General features: G+C 68.9%; 21 protein-coding genes. 9 read left to right on the forward strand and 12 right to left on the reverse strand.

Features of this window, described 5'->3' with window-relative positions:
* Positions 1–150 precede the first annotated feature (150 nt).
* Both ACLBWX_RS02275 and ACLBWX_RS02280 read left to right on the forward strand, forming a co-directional pair.
* Positions 151–915: a cold-shock protein gene (locus ACLBWX_RS02275; RefSeq protein WP_447675480.1), complete on the forward strand. Its 765-nt coding sequence runs from the start codon at positions 151–153 to the stop codon at positions 913–915.
* A gap of 112 nt (positions 916–1,027) precedes the next feature.
* Positions 1,028–1,300 (forward strand): hypothetical protein, encoded by a 273-nt coding sequence (locus ACLBWX_RS02280; RefSeq protein WP_447675481.1) that lies wholly within the window; start codon positions 1,028–1,030, stop codon positions 1,298–1,300.
* A gap of 117 nt (positions 1,301–1,417) precedes the next feature.
* Here the strand turns inward: ACLBWX_RS02280 and rpsD are convergent, their stop codons facing one another.
* The 3 genes from rpsD to murI all read right to left on the reverse strand — a co-directional run bounded on the left by rpsD (position 1,418) and on the right by murI (position 3,641).
* On the reverse strand, positions 1,418–2,035 hold the full coding sequence (rpsD, locus tag ACLBWX_RS02285; protein WP_055953400.1) for a 30S ribosomal protein S4: 618 nt from the start codon (positions 2,033–2,035) through the stop codon (positions 1,418–1,420).
* A gap of 203 nt (positions 2,036–2,238) precedes the next feature.
* Positions 2,239–2,676, reverse strand: a complete 438-nt coding sequence (locus ACLBWX_RS02290; RefSeq protein WP_447675482.1) for a DUF3291 domain-containing protein — start codon at positions 2,674–2,676, stop codon at positions 2,239–2,241.
* 89 nt (positions 2,677–2,765) lie between these two features.
* Positions 2,766–3,641: a glutamate racemase gene (gene murI / locus ACLBWX_RS02295; RefSeq protein ID WP_447675483.1), complete on the reverse strand. Its 876-nt coding sequence runs from the start codon at positions 3,639–3,641 to the stop codon at positions 2,766–2,768.
* Between the two features lie 212 nt (positions 3,642–3,853).
* Between murI and egtB the strand changes: the two genes are divergently transcribed.
* Positions 3,854–5,125 (forward strand): ergothioneine biosynthesis protein EgtB, encoded by a 1,272-nt coding sequence (gene egtB, locus ACLBWX_RS02300; protein WP_447675484.1) that lies wholly within the window; start codon positions 3,854–3,856, stop codon positions 5,123–5,125.
* Positions 5,126–5,157: 32 nt separating this feature from the next.
* The gene (gene egtD / locus ACLBWX_RS02305) at positions 5,158–6,132 is read left to right on the forward strand and encodes an L-histidine N(alpha)-methyltransferase (protein WP_447675485.1); all 975 of its coding nucleotides are present in this window, start codon (positions 5,158–5,160) and stop codon (positions 6,130–6,132) included.
* 4 nt (positions 6,133–6,136) lie between these two features.
* On the opposite strand, the gene ACLBWX_RS02310 is transcribed toward egtD, so the two are convergent.
* The 4 genes from ACLBWX_RS02310 to ACLBWX_RS02325 form a co-directional block, all read right to left on the reverse strand.
* A complete protein-coding gene (locus ACLBWX_RS02310; RefSeq protein ID WP_447675486.1) occupies positions 6,137–6,400 on the reverse strand; it encodes a hypothetical protein in 264 nt (87 codons plus the stop codon).
* Between the two features lie 196 nt (positions 6,401–6,596).
* Complete coding sequence (gene clpA / locus ACLBWX_RS02315; protein ID WP_447675487.1) at positions 6,597–9,071, reverse strand: ATP-dependent Clp protease ATP-binding subunit ClpA; 2,475 nt, start codon at positions 9,069–9,071, stop codon at positions 6,597–6,599.
* A 23-nt stretch (positions 9,072–9,094) separates the two neighbouring features.
* A complete protein-coding gene (clpS, locus tag ACLBWX_RS02320) occupies positions 9,095–9,523 on the reverse strand; it encodes an ATP-dependent Clp protease adapter ClpS (RefSeq protein ID WP_447675488.1) in 429 nt (142 codons plus the stop codon).
* Between the two features lie 301 nt (positions 9,524–9,824).
* Positions 9,825–10,292 carry a phasin family protein gene (locus tag ACLBWX_RS02325; protein WP_447675489.1) on the reverse strand — a complete coding sequence of 156 codons (468 nt, stop codon included), beginning with the start codon at positions 10,290–10,292 and terminating at the stop codon, positions 9,825–9,827.
* Between the two features lie 301 nt (positions 10,293–10,593).
* Here ACLBWX_RS02325 and ACLBWX_RS02330 point away from each other — a divergent pair, with 301 nt between their 5' ends.
* Positions 10,594–12,084, forward strand: coding sequence for a serine hydrolase (locus ACLBWX_RS02330; protein ID WP_447675490.1), 1,491 nt, complete (start codon positions 10,594–10,596; stop codon positions 12,082–12,084).
* 130 nt (positions 12,085–12,214) lie between these two features.
* Here the strand turns inward: ACLBWX_RS02330 and ACLBWX_RS02335 are convergent, their stop codons facing one another.
* The 3 genes from ACLBWX_RS02335 to ACLBWX_RS02345 all read right to left on the reverse strand — a co-directional run bounded on the left by ACLBWX_RS02335 (position 12,215) and on the right by ACLBWX_RS02345 (position 14,365).
* The gene (locus tag ACLBWX_RS02335) at positions 12,215–12,892 is read right to left on the reverse strand and encodes a J domain-containing protein (protein ID WP_447675491.1); all 678 of its coding nucleotides are present in this window, start codon (positions 12,890–12,892) and stop codon (positions 12,215–12,217) included.
* The gene (locus ACLBWX_RS02340; protein WP_447675492.1) at positions 12,889–13,143 is read right to left on the reverse strand and encodes a hypothetical protein; all 255 of its coding nucleotides are present in this window, start codon (positions 13,141–13,143) and stop codon (positions 12,889–12,891) included. The genes ACLBWX_RS02335 and ACLBWX_RS02340 overlap by 4 nt, the downstream gene beginning before the upstream one ends.
* 64 nt (positions 13,144–13,207) lie before the next feature.
* Positions 13,208–14,365 (reverse strand): S1C family serine protease, encoded by a 1,158-nt coding sequence (locus ACLBWX_RS02345; RefSeq protein ID WP_447675493.1) that lies wholly within the window; start codon positions 14,363–14,365, stop codon positions 13,208–13,210.
* Positions 14,366–14,804: 439 nt separating this feature from the next.
* Here ACLBWX_RS02345 and ACLBWX_RS02350 point away from each other — a divergent pair, with 439 nt between their 5' ends.
* On the forward strand, positions 14,805–15,020 hold the full coding sequence (locus ACLBWX_RS02350) for a hypothetical protein (protein WP_055953370.1): 216 nt from the start codon (positions 14,805–14,807) through the stop codon (positions 15,018–15,020).
* Between the two features lie 447 nt (positions 15,021–15,467).
* On the opposite strand, the gene galU is transcribed toward ACLBWX_RS02350, so the two are convergent.
* Positions 15,468–16,334: a UTP--glucose-1-phosphate uridylyltransferase GalU gene (gene galU / locus ACLBWX_RS02355; protein ID WP_447675494.1), complete on the reverse strand. Its 867-nt coding sequence runs from the start codon at positions 16,332–16,334 to the stop codon at positions 15,468–15,470.
* A 168-nt stretch (positions 16,335–16,502) separates the two neighbouring features.
* Between galU and galE the strand changes: the two genes are divergently transcribed.
* From galE to ACLBWX_RS02370, 3 genes are all read left to right on the forward strand, one after another.
* Positions 16,503–17,492 carry a UDP-glucose 4-epimerase GalE gene (gene galE, locus ACLBWX_RS02360; protein WP_447675495.1) on the forward strand — a complete coding sequence of 330 codons (990 nt, stop codon included), beginning with the start codon at positions 16,503–16,505 and terminating at the stop codon, positions 17,490–17,492.
* Positions 17,493–17,581: 89 nt separating this feature from the next.
* A complete protein-coding gene (locus ACLBWX_RS02365) occupies positions 17,582–18,706 on the forward strand; it encodes a lytic murein transglycosylase (protein ID WP_447675766.1) in 1,125 nt (374 codons plus the stop codon).
* A 71-nt stretch (positions 18,707–18,777) separates the two neighbouring features.
* Positions 18,778–20,184, forward strand: coding sequence for an SGNH/GDSL hydrolase family protein (locus ACLBWX_RS02370; RefSeq protein WP_447675496.1), 1,407 nt, complete (start codon positions 18,778–18,780; stop codon positions 20,182–20,184).
* Positions 20,185–20,191: 7 nt separating this feature from the next.
* Here ACLBWX_RS02370 and ACLBWX_RS02375 read toward each other — a convergent pair whose 3' ends face one another.
* Positions 20,192–20,515 (reverse strand): hypothetical protein, encoded by a 324-nt coding sequence (locus tag ACLBWX_RS02375; protein WP_447675497.1) that lies wholly within the window; start codon positions 20,513–20,515, stop codon positions 20,192–20,194.
* Positions 20,516–20,520 lie beyond the last annotated feature (5 nt).

The following is a 20,520-nucleotide window of genomic DNA, read 5'->3' on the forward strand; positions in this document are numbered from 1 at the left end:
TGCGATCAAGGCGGCTTTCAGTCAGGACTAAGGCGTTATTCTTGGTTACCGCTGCTGGGAGTAATGATAGAGCGGAGCGTGGGCTGTCTGGGATGGCGCGCACGCGGTTATCGAAACTGATGGTCGGCGGACGGTTTTTGCGAGCTTTCTATGGGACGTGGTCGTGATTTTCGGGGGCCGCAGAAGCGCGGCTTCGATGAGGGTGGAGCCGAGCCGCGTTGGCCGGATCAGGCTCCTCCGAGCGGCGGTGGCTTCGGTGGCGGTTACGGTGGCGGCGGCGGTTTCGACCGTGGCCCGTCGCGCGCCGCGGCAGCCCCTTCGGGACCGGAGCGCGATGCGACGGTCAAGTGGTTCAACAAGGAGAAGGGCTTCGGTTTCGTCGAGCTGGCTGACGGCTCGGGCGATGCCTTCCTCCACATCCGCGCCGTCGAAGCCGCAGGCCATGCCGACCTTCTCCCCGGCACGCGTCTGACGGTCCACACCGCGCAGGGCCAGAAGGGTCCGCAGGTGACGGACGTCACCAGCGTCGACACCTCCACGGCCGAGGCCGCTCCCATGCGCGACGCGCGTCCGCCCCGCACCGGCGGCTTCGGCGGCGGCGACCGCTTCGGCGGTGGCGGCAGTTACGGTGGCGGCGGCGGCGGTAGCTACGGCGACCGCGGCGGTGATCGTGGCGGCGGTGGCCGCTTCGCCAGCGGTCCCTCCACCGAGATGTCCGGCACCGTGAAGTGGTACGATCCGGCCAAGGGCTTCGGCTTCGTCTCCGTCAACGACGGCGGCAAGGACGTGTTCGTGCACCGCTCCGCCCTCTCCCGCGCCGGCCTCGACTCCCTGGCCGAAGGCCAGCAGGTCGTCCTCGGCGTCGTCGAGGGTCAGAAGGGCCGCGAGGCCCAGAGCATCAACGTCGACGATTGATCGCCCCGGGGCTGGCCGCGCCGCGGCCACCTTTCACGGCATGACTGAAGCGGCGGCCCCGACCGGGCCGCCGTTTCGCGTTTCAAGACCTGACTCACCCCCGGAGATTGCGATGCGGACCGCCCTCCTCGCGCTGATCGGCCTCGCCGGCCTGGCGTCGAATGTCCCGGCCGCGGCCGAGGACTTCACCGGCTTCTATGCCGGGGTGAATGCGGGCTACGGCTTCGACACCGGTGGACGAGACAAGCGCGGCTTCGTACCCGGCGTGCCGGGCGACGAGTCGGCCGCCGCCGAGACCGGACTGCCGCCGAGCGCACGGGATGCGTCCCGCGCGCTGCAGACGCGCAACCGGGCGTCCCAGGGAGCTGGCGCGGTCACACGCTGACATCCGCGCGCATCTGCCCGGGCCGCACGATCCCGCACCGAGCACGACGAACCCGCAACGAAAAAGGGCCACCCTCGCGGGCGGCCCTTTCGCATCTTCGCCGGTGATCCGGGGGGATCAGCGCGAATAGAACTCGATCACGAGGTTCGGTTCCATCTGGACCGGGTAGGGAACCTCGCCGAGGTTCGGCACGCGGGTCACGCGGGCGGTCATCTTGGAGTGATCCACCTCGATGTAGTCCGGCACGTCGCGCTCGGCGAGCTGCGCGGCCACGACCACGATCTCGAGCTGCTTCGAGGAATCCTTGACCTCGATCAGGTCGCCCGGCTTCACGAGGTAGCTGGCGATGTTCACGCGCTGGCCGTTGACCTTGACGTGGCCGTGATTGACGAACTGACGCGCCGCGAACGGGGTCGGAACGAACTTCGCGCGGTACACGACGGCGTCGAGGCGGCGCTCCAGCAGGCCGATCAGGTTCTCGCCGGAATCGCCGCGCAGGCGGATCGCCTCGGCGTAGTAGCGGCGGAACTGCTTCTCGGTGATGTTGGCGTAGTAGCCCTTGAGCTTCTGCTTGGCACGCAGCTGCGTGCCGAAGTCGGACATCTTGCCCTTCCGGCGCTGGCCGTGCTGGCCGGGGCCGTACTCGCGGCGATTGACGGGGCTCTTCGGGCGGCCCCAGATGTTCTGGCCCATGCGGCGATCGAGCTTGTGCTTCGCCTGAATGCGTTTTGACATCGCGGTTCCTCTCGCAATGGAGATCTATCGAGGAACGCGCCCTCCTCTCTTCGCCGCCGGCCTTGGCCGGGGACGGAGCGACAGGACGGACATTGCCGTCCACGGGTGCGCTGGAAAATGCTTCGGGGCCCCTCGTCGGAGCCCCGTCACCGGCGCCTCGTTAGAGCAGGCCGCCCTCCGCGTCAATGCCGAGCCGGCTCGGTTCAGGCCGATGCCGCCGGGCTGATCGGCCCCGAACGGGTCAGGCGGGGCTCGCGATAGCTCATCGCCGCGTGCCGCGCACTCGGGTGGCGGAGCTTGGAGGGCCGGCCCTCGGCGCGCATGCGCGCGTCCGCCGCCGTCCAGGACGGCAGGTCCGCCGCGTCCTGGACCCAGTGAACGACCGAGGCCTCGTCGCACCAGTGGATCAGGCGCGGCATGGCCCGCCGGTGCGCGCCCGCAAGGATGTAGGTGCGCATGCTCGCCTCGTCGGTCCAGGCCGTCATGGTCCAGAAGGTCCAGCTCCGGTCCGGCAGCAGCGCCCCGCCCCTGAAGCCCGGGGCCGCCCGAACCTGGTTGCGGGTCCGGACGGCGTGGAGCGCGAAGCCGGGCAGGAAGCGCAGGGCGCGGATGCGCAGGCGGGTGACGCTGATGAACGGCATGGCTGGTCGGTTCGCCTCGAAACTTCTGCGCCCGTGCAGATGCCCCGCACCTGCGCAGACCCGGCGCCCGGGCACCAGCGCGGCGGCGGCTATTGCAGGCCCAGCGGCATGGGCTCCACCGCGATTCCGTCGATGCCGCGTGCGGTCAGGGAGCGGCGCAGCGACGGAGTCAGGCCGGACCCGCTGGTGAAGGCCCCCTGTATTGGAGCGGAGGCCGGGGCGCTGCGATCGACGGGTCCGAGGAGCTGGATCACTCGCCGGGCGATGGCGGGGGCCGGATCGATCCAGGTGACGGGCCAGGGGGCGAGCGTCTGGAAGCGGGCGAGCAGCAGGGGATAGTGCGTACAGGCGAGGCAGATGACGTCGGTGCGCCGGCCGTCCTCGAGGCTGACGAAGCAGGGCGCGATTTCGCGGGCCAGGGCGTCGTCGTCGACGGGCAGGCCGGCCAGCTCGGCTTCCGCGAAGCCGGCGAGATTCGGGGCGCCCACCAGGGTGACGGCGCAGGCGCTCGCGTAGGACTCGATGAGTTCGTGAGTGTAGGCGCGCGCCACGGTGCCGGGCGTCGCCAGCAGACTGACCACCCGCGAGCGGGTCGCTTCGGCCGCCGGCTTGATCGGCGGTACGACGCCGACGAAGGGCGTGGCGAAGCGCTGGCGCAGGGCGGGAAGCACCAGGGTCGAGGCGGTGTTGCAGGCCACCACCACGAGATCCGGCGCATGCAGGCCGATCAGGCGCTCCATGACGCCGAGCACCCGGTCGACGAGCACCGGCTCCGACAGGCGGCCATAGGGAAAAGCCGCGTCGTCGGCGGCATAGACATAGGCAGCATCGGGCCGGGCGCGCCGGACCTGCTCCAGCACCGTCAGGCCGCCCAGCCCGGAATCGAACACCAGGATGGTCGGCGCCGGCGCGACGCTCCGTGCCACGGCCGCCGTGGTCGCTCCTGCCATCAGATCGATCCGCATCCGAGTCCGGCCCGATTGTCCCGCGTGAGCGGCGAAGTGTCGGCCCCGGAGGGTTAAGGGGAGGTCACCGTGGCCGGAAAAAGGCGACCGATCCGATGGTCCGAGCGCAGCCGCGACGAAGGACCCCGATGCGCCTCCGTTGCCGAATGCGCGCGCGGCCATATCTCATCCTGATGTTCGAGTCCGAACCTTCGAGTCTGGGAGTGGTCGCCATGGCAGCGACGGCAGCGTTTCGCGAGACCCCCGAGGCGGAGCCTGGCCGATCCGCGTTCCCGCCACCGCCCCTCTCGGTCAGACCCGTCGATCGCGCGGCCTGGATCGCGGCGTTCCATCATGTCCGCGACGAGACCGAGCGCCGCGCCGCGCCACTCTCCCCGGAGGACCAGCAGGTCCAGTCGATGGCGGATGCGAGCCCGACCAAGTGGCACCGCGCGCACACGACCTGGTTCTTCGAGCAGTTTCTTTTGCGCGAGCATCTGCCGGGCTACGCCATCTACGACGAGCGGCTGCACTACCTGTTCAATTCGTACTACGTCGCCGCTGGCCCGCGTCAGCCGCGGATCATGCGCGGCCTCATCACCCGCCCGACGGCGGACGAGGTCGCCGCCTATCGCGCGCATGTGGACCGGTCCGTCGACGCCCTGCTGAGCCAGGCTTCGGCGAGCGCCCTCGAAGCGGTCCTCCCGGTCCTCGAGATCGGTCTCTATCACGAGCAGCAGCACCAGGAATTGCTGGTGACCGACATCCTGCACGCCTTCGCGCAGAACCCGCTCGGTCCGGCCTATGACGGGGACTGGCGCTTTCCGCAGGCACAGGGTGCGACCGGCCGCACCGAACTGCGCCGCGGCATCGAGCCGATCGGCCACGACGGCGAGGGCTTCTCCTTCGACAACGAATCGCCGCGGCACGACGCCCTCATCCAGGGTGGGACCATCGACCGTTCCCTGGTGACCAATGCGCAGTGGCTCGAATTTATGGCCGATGGCGGCTATGCACGGCCCGAACTCTGGCTCTCGGACGGCTGGATCGCGGCCCAGGCCGAGGGCTGGCAGGCGCCGGGCTACTGGCGCGAGGCCGATGGCGGCTGGGCGAGCATGACGCTCGCCGGAATCCACCCGGTCGATCCGGCGCTTCCCGTCACCCACATCAGCTACTACGAGGCCGACGCCTATGCCCGCTGGGCCGGGCGCGACCTGCCCACGGAGTTCGAGTGGGAGGTGGCGGCGCGCGAGGGCGATCTCCCCGACGCCTTCGGACTGGTCTGGCAATGGACCCGAAGCGCCTACACGGCCTACCCGGGCTACCGTCCGGTGGACGGCGCACTCGGCGAGTACAACGGCAAGTTCATGTCCAACCAGTTCGTCCTGCGCGGCTCCTCGGTGGCGACGCCGCAGGGCCATGCGCGGGTCGGCTACCGCAACTTCTTCTACCCGCATCAGCGCTGGCAGTTCACGGGCCTGCGCCTGTCGGACGCCCGGTCCTGATCCACGAATCGTCGCGCACGCGGAGACGTCCCTTGACCATCAACCCCGTCTTCACGGATGCGACCCCGATCGCAGCCGTCGACGCCGAGCGTCAGTTCCTCGACGATGTGCTGGCCGGCCTCTCGGCGCCGCAGAAGTACCTTTCGGCGAAGTACTTCTACGACGCGGCGGGCTCGGATCTGTTCGAGGCGATCACCCGGCAGCCGGAATATTACCCGACGCGCACGGAGCTCGGCATCCTCGAGGCGCAGGGCGCGTCCATCGCCGCCACCCTGCCGGCGCGGGCCAATCTCGTCGAACTCGGCAGCGGCTCGACGGTCAAGGTTCGGCGCCTGATGGTGCACCGGCCGGATCTGGCCGCCTACGTTCCGGTGGACGTCTCGGAAAGCTTTCTCCGGAGCGAGGCCGAAGCCCTGGCCCGCGACTTCCCGAACCTGACGATCGCACCCGTGGCGGCCGATTTCACGCGCGCCTTCACCCTGCCCGACGGCCTCTCGAACGGCCCGGTGGCGGGTTTCTTCCCGGGCTCGACCATCGGCAATTTCGAGCCCCCACAGGCGACCCGGCTGCTGGCCCATTTCGGACATGTGCTCGGCGCCGGCGCCACCCTGATCATCGGCGTCGATCTCGTGAAGGAGAAGGCCGTGCTCGATGCGGCCTATGACGACGCGGCCGGCGTGACGGCGGCCTTCAACCGCAATCTCCTCGTGCGGATGCGCCGGGAGCTCGGCGCCGAGGTCGACCTCGACGCCTTCGCCCACCGTGCCTTCTTCAACGCCGAGGCTTCCCGCATCGAGATGCACCTCGTCAGTCTGAAGGCCCAGACGATCCGGATCGCCGATCGCGTGATCGCCTTCGACGAGGGCGAGACGATCCACACCGAGAACAGCTACAAGTACACGGTCGAAAGCTTCCGCGCCCTGGCACGCGAGGCCGGCTGGAGCGCGGAGGCGGTCTGGACCGATCCCGACCGGCTGTTCTCGATCCACGCCCTGCGGCGGGGCTGACGGATCAGCTCCGCTTCTCCATCATCGCCTTGACCTGCATCAGCTGGTCCCAGAGCTGGCCCGGCGACGTCCCGAGGAAGTCGAGGCCGGCGGTCACGCCCCAGTAGATTCCGAGGACGATCACCGGGACGAGGATCCAGCCCAGGATCTCTTCGCCGCGCCGGCGGCGCCTGCGCCGCAGACGGCGCTGCTCCCGGGCCGTCAGCTTCGGGGCCGGCGCCTGCTTGATCGCGATGGGCGTGAGGGGTCCCTCGTGCAGGTCGTTCATCGGGGACGCCTTTCCTCAACCGAACTCAGCGTTGGGAGGCGTATCCGGCCAGTCTCCCGCGGTGCCCGCTCTCCGTTCCCGCGCTTGCTAACCATCCGGCGACCTCGTGTCGACCGCCGGATTTCGTTTTCCAAACCCTCGAGACGTGAAGAACCGGCCCCTCCCGCTCGGGAGAGGCCGGTTCGACGGAGCCCGATCAGGCCTTGACCAGCGGAACCTTCGGAACGGTTCGGACGCCGCCGGAGCCGCCGCTCGGACCGCCCTTGTCGTCGCGCTTGTCGTTCGTCTTGCGCGCGGAGGCCTTGGCCTTCGTGCGCTTGTGCTTCTTGGCCGCGTTGGCCACGTCCTTCTCGGGCTTGGGCGTGACCGGGCCGGCCGGGAACTCGAAGCCGAGACCGTCCTTCTCCGCGCCCTCGCCCTTGCGCAGGACCACGCGCACCGCGCCGCCATCCTTGAGCCGCCCGAACAGGACCTCGTCGGCCAGCGGGGTCTTGATGGTCGACTGGATCAGGCGGGCCATCGGCCGGGCACCCATCGCGTCGTCGTAGCCGTTCTCGGTCAGCCACTCGCGCGCCTCGTCCGAGAGCTCGATGGTGACGTTGCGGTCGGCGAGCTGCGCCTCGAGCTGGAGGACGAACTTGTCGACCACCTTCGCCACCACGTCCTTCGGCAGGTGGCCGAAGGAGATGATCGCGTCGAGACGGTTGCGGAATTCCGGTGCGAACAGCTTGTTGATCGCCTCGACGTCGTCGCCCGTGCGCTTGGCCTGGGTGAAGCCGTAAGCCGAACGCGCGAGATCGGAGGCGCCCGCATTCGTGGTCATGATGATGATCACGTTGCGGAAATCGACCTGCTTGCCGTTGTGATCGGTCAGCTTGCCGTGGTCCATGACCTGCAACAGGATGTTGAACAGGTCCGGATGCGCCTTCTCGATCTCGTCGAGCAGCAGCACGCAATGCGGGTGCTGGTCGATGCCGTCGGTCAGCAGACCGCCCTGGTCGAACCCGACATAGCCGGGGGGCGCGCCGATGAGGCGGCTGACCGTGTGCCGCTCCATGTATTCCGACATGTCGAAGCGCAGCATCTCGACGCCGAGGGACGCGGCGAGCTGCTTGGCGGCCTCGGTCTTGCCCACGCCGGTCGGACCCGCGAACAGGTACGAGCCGATCGGCTTGTCCGGATCGCGCAGACCGGCCCGGGCCAGCTTGATCGCCGAGGTCAGCGCCTCGATGGCGTTGGGCTGGCCGTAGACCACCCGCTTGAGGTTCTCGGTCAGGTTCTTGAGAACCACCGCGTCGTCCTTCGAAACGGTCTTCGGGGGAATGCGGGCCATCGTGGCGATGGTCGCCTCGATCTCCTTGACGCCGATGACGCGCTTGCGGCGCGCCTCCGGCACCAGCATCTGCGAGGCGCCGGTCTCGTCGATGACGTCGATCGCCTTGTCCGGCAGCTTGCGGTCGTTGATGTAGCGCGCCGACAGCTCGACCGCGGCCTTCACCGCCTCGGTGGTGTACTTGAGCTTGTGGAACTCCTCGAAATACGGCTTCAGGCCCTTCACGATCTCGATCGCGTCGGGAATTGACGGCTCGTTGACGTCGATCTTCTGGAAGCGGCGCACCAGGGCGCGGTCCTTCTCGAAGTACTGGCGGTACTCCTTGTAGGTGGTCGAGCCGATGCAGCGCAGGGAGCCGTTGGCCAGCGCGGGCTTGAGCAGGTTCGAGGCGTCCATCGCCCCGCCCGAGGTGGCGCCGGCCCCGATCACCGTGTGGATCTCGTCGATGAAGAGCACCGCGTTGGGATGCGCCTCGATCTCCTTCATCACCTGCTTCAGGCGCTCCTCGAAATCGCCGCGGTAGCGGGTGCCCGCCAGCAGCGTGCCCATGTCGAGGGAGAACACCGTGGCCTCGATGAGGACCTCGGGAACCTCCTTGTTGATGATCTTGCGGGCCAGGCCCTCGGCGATGGCGGTCTTGCCCACGCCGGGCTCTCCCACGAGGAGCGGGTTGTTCTTCTGCCGGCGGCACAGGATCTGGATCGTGCGCTGCACCTCGGCCTCGCGGCCGATCAGCGGGTCGATCCGGCCGTCGCGGGCCTTCTTGTTCAGATTGACGCAGTAGGCGTCGAGGGCATCGCCCTTCTTCTTCGTGCGGCCCTCGCCCTCGTCGCCGCTCGGGCGCTCGGAGGCGGATTCCTCGTCGGACCCGCGCACGGGCTTGGCCTCGGAGGCGCCGGGGCGCTTGGCGATGCCGTGGCTGATGTAGTTGACCGCATCGTAGCGCGTCATGTCCTGCTCCTGCAGGAAGTACGCGGCATGGCTCTCGCGCTCGGCGAAGATCGCCACCAGCACGTTCGCGCCGGTGACCTCCTCGCGCCCGGAGGACTGCACGTGGATCACGGCGCGCTGGATGACGCGCTGGAAGCCGGCCGTCGGCTTGGCATCCTGGCGTCCGTCCCCGATGAGGTTCGACAGTTCGGTGTCGACGTACTCCACCAGCGCGCGCTTGAGGGTGTCGACCTCGACGTTGCAGGCCCGCATGACGGCCGCCGCGTCCTGATCGTCCACGAGGGCGAGCAGGAGATGCTCCAGCGTCGCATATTCGTGCCGGCGCTCGCCGGCGAGCGCCAGGGCGCGGTGGAGAGCTTGTTCTAGGCTGCGAGAGAAGCTGGGCAAAGCGTGGCCTCTGTGTGGGGTGCCTATTTCTTTTCCATAACGCACTGGAGAGGATGTTGGTGTTTGCGGGCGAAGTCCATGACCTGCGTCACCTTGGTCTCCGCAACTTCGTAAGTGAAGATGCCGCACTCGCCGACACCGTTGTGGTGCACGTGCATCATGATCTGAAACGCGACTTCCTGCGACTTGTTGAAGAACTTTTCGACGACATGAACGACGAATTCTTGCGGTGTGTAGTCGTCGTTCAGCAAGAGAACCCGGTAGAGGCTCGGTCGCTTGGTCTTCGGCTTGGTGCGGGTGATGATGGCGGTTCCGGAGCGTCCGTCATCCGTACCACCCGGCTCGCTCGGTTCGTCCACCGCCCGCACATCCGTGCGGTGACGGTGAAGCGTGAAGGTTTCGGGGCCGCCCGCGCGCGAGGATTCGCTGCCCCGTATCAGGACGTCGGTCATCTGGATTGCATCGACCCCTTGGTGCGGCATGCTGCTCGTTGGCTGCTCATCCGCGGGTCGCGCCGGCGAGGCGCGCTCGCATCGCTGGTAATCTATAGGGCGTTCGGCTGCTTCGCCAGTCGGCTGCGCGCACTTGTCCGAGACCGTCACGGTCCGAGCCCCCGAGGGTCGCCGCGCGCGCAGCCCCGTACGGTCGACAGGAAAACGGAAACGGCCCCGCGCGATGGCTCGCACGAGGCCGACTGGCAGGCTTCGAGGCCGGGTCCGGAAGCGGATCCCTCCGCTCCCGGAAATCCGGGTGTCAGGCGGCCTTCTGCTCGGCCGCGGGGACGCCCGGCAGCTTCGGGAAGGACTTCAGATCGAAGGCCTTGGGATCGAAGAACGTCTTGGGGTCGAAGAACGCCTTGGGGTCGAAGAACGCCTTCGAGTCGAAGAAGGTCTTCATGTCGAAGGGCGCCTTGGCCTGCAGCGGCGCGCCGATCTCCTGGGCGAGGCCCTGATACAGATCGGTCATCACCTTGGCCTGGCTCTGGAGGCGCTCGTAGGAGGCCTTGAGGTACTCGGCCTGGATCTGGAGGGCGGACTGGAGCGTACGGGCGGCGGCCAGCTTCTTCATCGCTTCGGCGCCGGCGCTGTAGGTTTCCTTGGCGAAATCGGCGATCTCGATGCCGGCGGTCTGGTTGGTCTTGGCGAGCGACGAGACGCTCTTCATCACGGTGGCGAGACCGGTCTTGTTCATCTCGGCGGCCTTCTCGTAAACTTGGCTCATCTGATGATCCTTTCGCCCCGATGGGGCTTACCCTGACGTGTCGGGCAGATGCCCGCGAGGCCGAGTGCGGCCCGTATCGCCTATGTGTGCGATGCACCATGGAACGTCAAGCGATATATTGCACTGCACTATGGCGATCGATTTCGAAAATCGGCTCCATGGCATTAACCGGGCCGTAACTGCGTCCACCTAGCCTGATTGACAGATGTTGCGGGGTTACGGCGGCAGGCCCGCTCCCCCCGCCGAGATGTTGCGGTGCAAGCCGGCCTGCGGGCCGCGCATGTCGAGGCAGTGAGTCGTGATGCGTAGCCATACTCCCCGCGTCGGCCGGGTGCCCGCCCTGTCGGCCGCGATCGCGGCGGCCGCCGTCCTGGCCGCCCTCGCCTCCCCGGCCGAGGCACGGCGCGGCCATCATCACCGCGGAGGCGGCGGTGGCGGCTACAACCCGCCCTACGCCGCCATGGTGGTCGACGTGAAGACCGGCAAGACGCTGCACGCGATCAACGAGGATTCGCTGCGCCACCCGGCCTCGATCACCAAGGTGATGACCCTGTACATGCTCTTCGAGCAGCTGGAGCGTGGGCGCTACACCCTCGAGTCGCCCCTCACCATCTCGTCCTTCGCGGCCTCCCAGGCCCCCTCGAAGCTCGGCCTGCGCCCGGGATCCACCATCGAGGTCGAGGACGCCATCAAGGCGATCGTGACCAAGTCGGCCAATGACGTGGCCTGCGCCATCGGCGAGAACATCGCCGGCTCGGAAGCGCGCTTCGCCGAGATGATGACGCAGAAGGCCAAGGCGCTCGGCATGAGCCGCACCCACTACGCCAATGCGTCCGGTCTGCCGGATGCCGACCAGATCACCACGGCGCGGGACCTGACGCTCCTCGCCCGGGCGATCCAGGACCGCTTCCCGCGCTACTACAAATATTTCCAGACCCGCTCCTTCGCCTTCCGCGGCCGGGTCATCGGCAATCACAACCGCCTCCTCGGCAACGTCCAGGGCGTGGATGGGATCAAGACCGGCTACACCCGGGATTCCGGCTTCAACCTGATGACGGCGGCGAGGCTCGACGACCGGCAGATCGTAGCGATCGTGCTCGGCGGCAAGTCCGGCGCCAGCCGCGACCGCATCATGGCCGACCTCGTCCGCCAGTCCCTGCCCCGCGCCTATGCCGGCGCTCGCCAGACACCCGCGACCACCGAGGTCGCCGAGCGCGCCCGTCCGGCCGTGGTCGCCGACGGCGCTTCGCGGACCCGGACCCAGGTCGCCTCCGCCGACGACGAGGAAGACGTGGAGACCACGGCCTCGACGATGCGGGCCGGCCAACCCCTGGACATCTCGCCCAACCGCTCCGCCACCACGACGCCCGGCAGCGCCGGCATGAAGTGGCGCTCCGGCGCCCTCCCGGCTTCGGCGCAGGCCTATGCGCCGTCGAACGGACAGGCCGCGTTCCCGGCCGGCGGCAAGACCGACGCCCGCCTCGCCTCCGTGGACGGCCCGCGCACCGAAGGTCCGAAGCCGGTGGCCGGCGCGCGGATCACGCCCACGGCCTGGGTCATTCAGCTCGGCGCCATGGACGACGAGGGCAAGGCGAAGTCGATGCTCTCCGAGGCCCGCAGCCGGGCCGGCGGCGCGCTGGCCAAGGCCTCGCCCTACACGGTGAAGGTCGAGCACGGCGGCGCCACGCTGTTCCGGGCCCGCTTCTCCGGCTTCGCGGAGCAGGACACCGCGCAGGATGCCTGCAACGCTCTGAAGCGCAACGGCTTCAACTGCTTCGCCACCCGCAGCTGAGTTCACGCTGACGGATTCGCAAGGGACCGGCGCCGCCCGCGGGCGGCCCGGCACAGCACAGGTACGCCCGGTTCGTATCGCCGGACGTCCGCACCCTCGACATTCCCTGTCTGGCAACGCGCGTGGAGTATCAGCGATGTCGGTTGTTAAGCCTGTCACGGGCCGCGTTGACGCGGGCCGCTTCCTCGGCCGTGCCCCCCTGGTCGGGGTGCAGCCGCTTCATCAACGTTCGATGAGCCGCGCGGACCTGCTCCAGGGACGCCCCGCGCTCAAGCCCCAGGATCTCATAGGCCTCCTGCTCCGTCATCGCCCCTGGATACGCCGCGCGTCGCGGCCCCGGGTCGGGATCTCCCTGAGCGTCTACACGCCAGCCGGGATGCCGGCGGTCGAGATACGCCTCTAGGCGTCGCGTCGTCTCCGCATCGCGCCCGAACAAGGCGACGAGGGCGGGCAGCGGGATCACCGAGAGGGGCTGACCCGCATAGGGTCCCACAAGGGCGATTCCCTCCCCGGCCGCGTCGAAGCGGATGGTCGCGCCCGTGAGGCGCCGCGGATCGAAGCGGGCGGCAAGGCCCCGGACCCGTATCCGAAGGCCGTCCGAGCCTTCGAGCAGCCAGACGGCGCCCGCGCCGAACAGGATCGCGAGTTCGACGCGGCCCCGCACCAGAAACAGGCCGGCCCCCGCGAGAGCGACGTAGCCTCCGACGCGGCGCAGGACGCGCGTGCTCAGGGCGGGATGCCGGAGCCGCAGGTTCCGCCCGAACCACCAGATCAGGAGAAGCGCGACCGCACCGGCGAGAAACGTCACCGGCCGGTGCCGTATTCGGCGCTCACCCGGCCTCCGACCCGCAGCTTCACCCCGTCGAGGTCGCGAAAGCCCTGCCTGTCCGGTGCCGCCGGTCCCGCGCGGGCTGTGCCGCAGCCGGGCTGCGGCGGCAGCCGGATGCCCTCCGGTGCGTTCTCCGGGCAGAGATGCGGCGGGGTCCGCTCGGCCACGCCGGCGGCGAGTGCGCCCGCGAACCAGAGCAGGACGACGAGGGGAGAGCGGTGCCGGACCATGGATCGCCTTCGCTGATCGATACGCCGCTTTAGCGAGCGCCGCGCGCCCTGACGAGGGGCGGGCTCAGAGGCGGCTCTCCGCCACGTCGGTGGTGGTCAGGCGGACCCGGCGCGTGCGCCCGTCTCGCTCCACGGTGAGTTCGATCGAGGCACCGAGGCCGGCCGCCTCCATGGCGCCGGTGAGATCGGCGAGGCGGTGCACCGGCCGGTCTCCCGCCCCCACGATGATGTCTCCGATGTCGCCCGTTTGCGGATCGACCCCGCGCAGGCCGGCTGCGGCCGCGGGCGAGCCCCGCAGGACGCGCAGGACGACGACACCGTCGATGCCGAGGCGAGCGGCGGTGGCCTCCTGCCCCGCGATGATGCCGATGCCGGGATTGCGCGTCCGGCCATTGCGGATCAACTCGGGCACCACGCGGTTCACGACGTCGACGGGGATCGCGAAGCCGATGCCGGCGCTGGCCCCGGAAGGCGAGAAGATCGCGGTGTTGACGCCGATGAGCCGCCCGGCGGAATCGAGAAGCGGTCCGCCGGAATTGCCCGGGTTGATCGCGGCATCCGTCTGGATCACCCCCGAGAGTTCGCGGCCCGCGCTGGTGGGCAGGCGCCGCTGCAGGGCGCTGATGACGCCGGTGGTCAGGGTGTGGTCGAGGCCGAACGGGTTGCCGATGGCGAAGGCCGACTGGCCGACCTTGAGGTCGGCGGAGGTGCCGACCGCCAGGGGCTGCAGCGGAACGGTCGTCCGCCCGAGGCGGATGACCGCGAGGTCATAGCTCGGCGCCGCGCCGACGAGGCTCGCCGAGACGACCTCGCCCGAGGACAGGCGCACCGCGATGGAGCCGCCGCCCTGGGCCGCCGCCGCGACCACGTGGTTGTTGGTGACGATGTGCCCGGCCGCGTCCCAGATGAAGCCCGTCCCGGTCTGCGAGCCACCACCCTGCTCGCCGTTCTCGCTGTCGACCCCCATCAGGGCCCGCCCCTGGGCCGCGGCCTGGACGAAGACGTGGACCACCGACGGACTGGCGCGGGCGAAGAGGTCGACGGTCGCCGTCTCGGCGGGCGCGAGGTCGCCCCGGGCCGTGACCGCCCGAGGGGTCTCCGCCGAGAACAGGAAGCCGGTCACATAGGGCTGTGCCACGAACAGCGCGAGCAGGACGAGGGCCGCCCCGGCGGCCCAGCGCAGGAAGCGATCCGCCGGCCGCGGCGGATACCGATCGGGCATGTGTCATCCTCTTCACCATGCTGCGAAAACCGCATCACGTCGCAGGTCCATTAACTGGGCGGTGACTCAATGCCCTTCAACTGGATGGGTGCCGTGATGGATCTGGGTGCGACAGCACACGGAACCCGGACGCAACCAAAGATAAACATCGGCCAGATAGTGTCGACCGAAGCGACAAAACAAAACGAGAGGGCGTCCAAAAGCAGCCATATTCTGCGCGCTGATCAGCAACGGCGTGCCTTATGTGAGGGAGGGAGCGTTCGGACCGGAATGTGAGTTTCATTCTTGCCTGAATTGACCTCAAAGCTGCCTTAGAGATGCTTCCATTCACCCGGATAGACGTCCCGCAGCAAATGTTCAGGTTCGAGATCGTACAGATCTCTTGCCGGACATCTGGCATCGCGGGGAACGACCCTCACGATTGAAGGAATCAAGACCTATGGAAACCCAAGCCCTGGAACGCCCCGCCGATCTCACGATCTGGCGTACCGCTCCGGTCCCGGCGCCCCTCGCTCAGCCCGCCCGCTACCGCACCCTGCGCGAGGCGATCGAGGCCGCGGCCGGCGCCCTGTCCGATCCGGCCAAGCAGCCCTGGATCATCACCGAGGATGGCGAGGTCCTCTCGCCGAACTGGATCCGCACCTACCTGAACTGAGTCCGTCGGCGCTTTCGCGCCCGTCGACCCGCGAGCCGACCGCTGCCCCGTGCACGGCCGGCCCGCGCGCCGCTCCGCGGCGCATGATCGATACCCTGCGGCACGACGCCGAGCCCCGCTCCGCGACCTCCGGATTCACGGTCGCGTGCAGATCCGTCCCCTCCCCTGCCCCCATTCTGACCGCGCCCTTGTCACGGCTGTGCCCGGGCGCCGGCCGGTCCGGCAGCCGCCGTGACGCAGCGGATACCAGACGAAAAAAAGGCCGCTCCGAAGAGCGGCCCTAAGTCTAGGGAGGAAACGCCCAAGAAGGGCTGCTGAACCGCGACGCCATCGCGGTCCCGCAATGCACAATCTAAAGTGCGCCGCACAAAATGCAAGGGCTTTGAACGTCGTTCAACGCAGATTCCCAGTGCGGAACGTCACGTCTCCCGGGTCGGCGCCTCGCCCCTAATGCTCGCTCAAGAGCTGCGCGATCTCGGCCTTGAGGGCGTCGGAAAGGTCCTTGCGCTCGAGGGCGTAGGCGATGTTGGCCGTCAGGAAGCCGAGCTTGGAGCCGGTGTCGTAGGTCCGGCCCTGGTAATGCATGCCGAAGAAGGCCTGGTCCTTGGCGAGCTTGATCATGGCGTCGGTGAGCTGGATCTCGCCGCCGGCACCGGTCTCGCCATGCGAGAGGATATCGAAGATCTCGGGCTGGAGGATGTAGCGTCCGGAGATTATGAAGTTGGACGGTGCCGTTCCGGCCTTCGGCTTCTCCACCATGCCGTTGATCTCGAAGGTCTGACCGAAGGTTTGGCCGACGCCGACGATGCCGTACTGGTGCGTCTCCTCGGGCTTGACCTCCTCGACCGCGATGACGTTGCCGCCGTGGCGCTCGTAGGCGGAGAGCATCTGCTGCATGCAGCCCCGGCTCAGCATGTCGGGCAGCAGGACCGCGAAGGGCTCGTCGCCGACGATCTCGCGGGCGCACCACACCGCGTGGCCGAGGCCGAGGGGCGCCTGCTGGCGGGTGAAGCTGGTCTGGCCGGCGGCCGGCAGGTCGCGCTTCAGGGCCTCGTAGGCCTCGGTCTTGCCCCGCTCCTGCAGCATCCGGTCGAGCTCGAAGGCGACGTCGAAGTGATCCTCGATCACCGCCTTGCCGCGTCCCGTCACGAAGATGAAATGCTCGATTCCCGCTTCACGCGCCTCGTCGACGACGTGCTGCACGACGGGGCGGTCCACGACGGTGAGCATCTCCTTCGGAACCGCCTTCGTGGCCGGAAGGAAACGGGTGCCCAATCCGGCAACGGGCAGGACGGCTTTGCGAATCGGTTTCATCAAGCGGGACCCGGTAGCGAGGATAAGGTGAGGAGAACCTCGAATGGATTGACGTCGCCCCGCTACAACCTCCACTGACAGAGCTGATCGAGGCGTCGACGTTACGGGCATAACCGACAAGCTCGATTTCCGATATATCGTCGGTGAGACGTTTGGGGAGAAGGTGTCATGGCGGTTCTTGTCACGGGCGGGGCGGGCTATATCGGCAGCCACATGGTCCTGGCACTTCTCGACGCCGGACACGAAGAGGTCGTCGTACTCGACGACCTCTCGACCGGGTTCGACTGGGCGCTCCCTCCCGAGGTCAAGCTCGTCGTCGGCGATGTCGCGGACCAGTCTCTGGTCACGGAAATCATCCTTCAGCACCGTATCGATGCGATCGCACACTTCGCCGCGCGGATCGTCGTGCCGGATTCGGTCGCGGATCCGCTGCATTACTACTTGGCCAATACCGTAAAGACGCGGGCATTGATCGAAACCGCGGTTCGCTGCGGGGTCAAGCACGTGATCTTCTCCTCGACGGCGGCTGTCTATGGCGAGCCGGAGGTCGTGCCGGTGCCGGAGAATCTGCTGCCCGCGCCGATCAATCCCTACGGACGCTCCAAGTTGATGAGCGAGTGGATGATCGCCGATGCGGCCAAGGCCCACGGCTTCTCCTACGTCGTCCTGCGCTACTTCAACGTGGCCGGCGCCGACCCGCGCGGCCGGACCGGGCAATCGACGCCGAACGCCACCCACCTGATCAAGGTCGCCACGCAGGCGGCGCTCGGTCAGCGGACCCATCTGGAGGTCTACGGGACCGACTATCCGACCCGCGACGGCTCGTGCCTGCGCGACTACATCCAGGTCTCCGACCTCGCCGAGGCCCATCGCGTGGCGCTCAACCACCTCCGGTCCGGCGGCGAGAGCCTGACCCTGAACTGCGGCTACGGCCGCGGCTACTCGGTTCTGGAGGTGATCGAGGTGGTCAAGCGCGTCTCGGGCCGCGATTTCGAGGTTCGCCTCTCGCCGCGGCGGCCGGGGGATCCCGCCCAGATCGTCGCCGAGGCGCAGCGCATCCGCGATCTCGGCTGGACCCCGCAGAACGACGACCTCGACCAGATCGTCGCCCAGGCCTTCGCCTGGGAAGAGGCCCTGACCCGGCGCAACCGCACGTGAGGCGCTGGACGCTCGTCGTCCTCGCCGGCTTGCTCGGAGCCTGTCCCGCCGAGGCCGCGGGCGCCGCATCGACCCCGGCCGCCGCGACGATGGAGGCGAAGCCGGGCTTCGCCGCCTTCGTCGCCGCGCTGCGTCCGGATGCCGAGGCCCGTGGCGTCACGCCCCACACTTTCTCGGCCGCCTTCGCGGGGATCTCCGGACCCGATCCCGACATCCTCGCCCGCACGCGTAAGCAGGGCGAGTTCGGGCGGCCCGTCTGGGACTATCTGGTGGGCGCCGTCTCGGCCGGGAGGATCGCCCGAGGCCAGGCTCAGGCCAGGCGGCTCGCGCCGCTCCTCGCGCGGATCGAGGCGCGCTACGGCGTGCCGCGGTGGATCGTGCTGGCCTTCTGGGGCGTCGAATCGGATTTCGGAACGAGCGCCGGCAGCGTTCCGACGATCCGGGCGCTCGCGACCCTGGCGGAGGCGCGGTTTCGCGGCACCCTGTTTCGCGACGAACTCCTCGCCGCCCTCACCATCCTGGAGCGCGGCGACGTCACGCCGGAGCGGATGAAGGGCTCCTGGGCCGGCGCCATGGGCCAGGTGCAGTTCCTGCCCTCCAGCTTCCTGGCCCATGCCGTGGACTTCGACGGGGATGGGCATCGGGACATCTGGGGGTCGGAGGCCGATGCCCTCGCCTCCATCGCTGCCTACCTCAAGGCCCTGGGCTGGAACACGGGCCCGTCCTGGGGCTACGAGGTGATCCTGCCGCCCGGGTTCGACCTCGCGCGCTATCGCGGGAACCTCGCGGACTTCGCCCAGCGCGGCGTCAGGCGTGCCGACGGCGAAGCCCTGCCCGGCGCAGGCCCGGGCAGCCTGTTCCTGCCCGGCGGTCTCGGCGGACCGGTCTTCCTGATCACCGACAATTTCGAGGTGGTCCGCGCCTACAACACATCGGATTCCTACGCCCTGGCGGTCGGACATCTGGCGGACCGTCTGGCCGGCGGACCCGCCCTGGCCGCGCCCTGGCCCGTGCGGGATGCCCGCCTCGACAAGGCCGGGCTGCAGGCGCTCCAGACCGGCCTCGCCGGGCGCGGGCTCTACGCGGGCGAGGCCGATGGGCGCGCCGGGCCGAAGCTGCGCGAGGCGGTGCGGCAGTACCAGATCGCCGAGGGTCTGCCGGCGGACGGCTACGCCACGCCGGCGCTGCTTGAGCACCTCCGGCGCCGCCCTTAGACCTCGGCCGCATCCTCCTCTAAGGTGACGGCACCCGACCGGTACTCCGGTCTGATCGATCGAGGCGTCCCATGACCTTGCCGGCATCGCGCGCGGCCTGGTGTTTCCTCTCCGGATTGTCCCTGCTCGTCGCGGGTGCCGCGCCGGCCCATGCGCAGTGGGGAGATTCCTACGATGCGCCGCGGGGCGGCGACTACTCGTCACCGCGCCGGCGGGCGCGAGACTATTACCGGAGCGACGACGGCTACGGAGCACGGCAGGCGAACCGGCGCTATGCGCCGCCGGCGCCGCCGCAGGAGGCGCCGCGTCAGTTCTACTGGCCCTGGGAGGACCGCCCGGCGCCGGCCCAGGTCGCCCCGGTGCCCAGTGTCCGGCCAGCGCCGCCGCGCAATCGCGGCTACGCCGATGATGGGCGCTCGGGTCACGATGACGGACGTGCCGTCCGCCGCCGCCCCCGCCCCGCTCCGGTCGTCGCCCAGCCGAAGCCCGCCATCCCGAAGGTCGAGCCGACGACCCGCATCGCGGTGTTCGGCGACACGCTCGCGGGCCACCTCGGCAGCGGCCTCTCGAACGTCTTCGAGGACAATACCGAGATCGGCGTCGTCGATCGCTCGAAGGCCGATAGCGGCCTCGTGCGCAAGGACGTGGTCGACTGGCCGAAGGCCGCCGAGGAGTTCCTGAAGGCGAACCCGAAGACCAGTTACGCCGTGGTCATGCTGGGTTCGAACGATCGTCAGCCTCTCCGCGAGGGCGACCAGACCCTCGACCCGTTGAGCGACCGCTGGCGCACCCTCTATGCCGAGCGGGTCGATGCCCTGATCCGGGTGTTCGGCGAGGCCAAGATCCCGCTGATCTGGGTCGGGGCGCCGCCCATGCGCAGCGAATCCCTGACGAAGGACATCGCAGCGATCAACGACATCTTCCGCGAGCGCGTTGCCAAGGCCGGCCAGACCTACGTCGATATCTGGCCGGGCTTCGTCGACGATCGTAATCGTTACACGGCGACCGGTCCCGATCTCGAAGGGCAGGAGGCGAAGCTGCGCACTGCGGACGGCGTGCACTTCACCAAGGCGGGCGCGCGCAAGATGGCGCATTTCGCCGACGTCGAACTGAAGCGGATGATGGGGGCCGGCACGCCCCCGGCCCAGCCGTCGCTCGCGGCCCCCGTGGCGGCGCCGCAGCCGTCACTGGAGGGCGAGACGGCCAAGCTCGACGATGCGGCCGCCATCGACCGGCAGATCACCGCGATGCTGCCGAGCCTGCCCGAGCCGCCGGGTATTCCGGCGCTTCCGGTCAAGCCCCTCGCCGGACCCGTCCTGCCCCTCGGGCGGGCCGAGGTCACGCCCGGTGGAGCCCTCATCAGCGGCCGCCCGCGCGATCCAGATCCGTCGGGCACCGTCGAGCGGACCCTCGTGCGAGGCGCCGCGCCCGTGTCCCAACCCGGCCGGGCCGACGACTTCAAGTGGCCGCCGGGCTGACCGGCGGTCAATCCTCCAGCTTGCCGAGATGCCCGATGGCGATCAAGTGCAGGGCAAAGCCTAGGGTGAGGGCACCGAGGCTCGCGACGCCGGGCTCGGTCTGGAAGTAATGCCAGATCACGTCCAGGGCCTCGTCCTGGGTCAGGCGATAGTCGTAGCGGTCGTAGAGCCGGATGCCGGGCAGGAAGAAGCCCAGCATCACCAGGGACGTGCCGATGGTGTTCAGGAACGTCGCGCGGTAGCGAATCCTGTCGTTGCGCGCGTTCTTGCCGATGACGCGCCGGCGGAAGATGTAGCGCCGAGACGTATCGGGCGCGGGAGCCTCGCTCACCGGGC

Source organism: Methylobacterium sp. M6A4_1b (genome assembly GCF_053345175.1).